This window comes from Dietzia sp. IBK-p2-15D (assembly GCF_057773105.1).
The window spans coordinates 1-468 of sequence record NZ_JBYMTK010000074.1; the positions used below are offsets into that span (position 1 = coordinate 1).

The window sequence follows — 468 nt, forward strand, 5'->3', positions numbered from 1 at the left end:
TCCTCGAAGTGGACTTCTACACCCAGGAAAGTCGCGATATCAACGCGGCCAAAGTTTTCGAAAGCATGGGCGGCTATGCGCCGACCATCGGCATCATCGGTGCGGTCATGGGCCTGATCCACGTGATGGGCAACCTGGCCGACCCCTCGCAACTGGGCAGCGGCATTGCCGTGGCATTTGTCGCCACCATCTATGGCGTGGCCAGTGCCAACCTGTTGCTGCTGCCGATTGCCAGCAAGCTCAAATCCATTGCCATGCGCCAGTCCCGCTACCGGGAAATGCTCCTGGAGGGCATCCTGTCGATTGCCGAGGGCGAGAACCCGCGCTCCATCGAATTGAAGCTCCAGGGCTTCATGGATTGATGAGCATGCGCCTCCCTGTAGGAGCGAGCTTGCTCGCGAAAAACCCGAGAGCACCGCGTTTAACCCGCAGCCCCGCGTTATCGTTCGCGATTTTCGCGAGCAAGCT

The 468-nt window shown here is 59.8% G+C and carries 1 protein-coding gene; it reads left to right on the forward strand.

Annotation, left to right across the window (positions count from 1 at the left end; translation table 11 throughout):
- A partial coding sequence (locus tag AC3DEV_RS16930; RefSeq protein WP_488372858.1) for a MotA/TolQ/ExbB proton channel family protein occupies window positions 1–362 on the forward strand: 362 nt, incomplete at its 5' end.
- Between the last annotated feature and the right edge of the window lie 106 nt (window positions 363–468).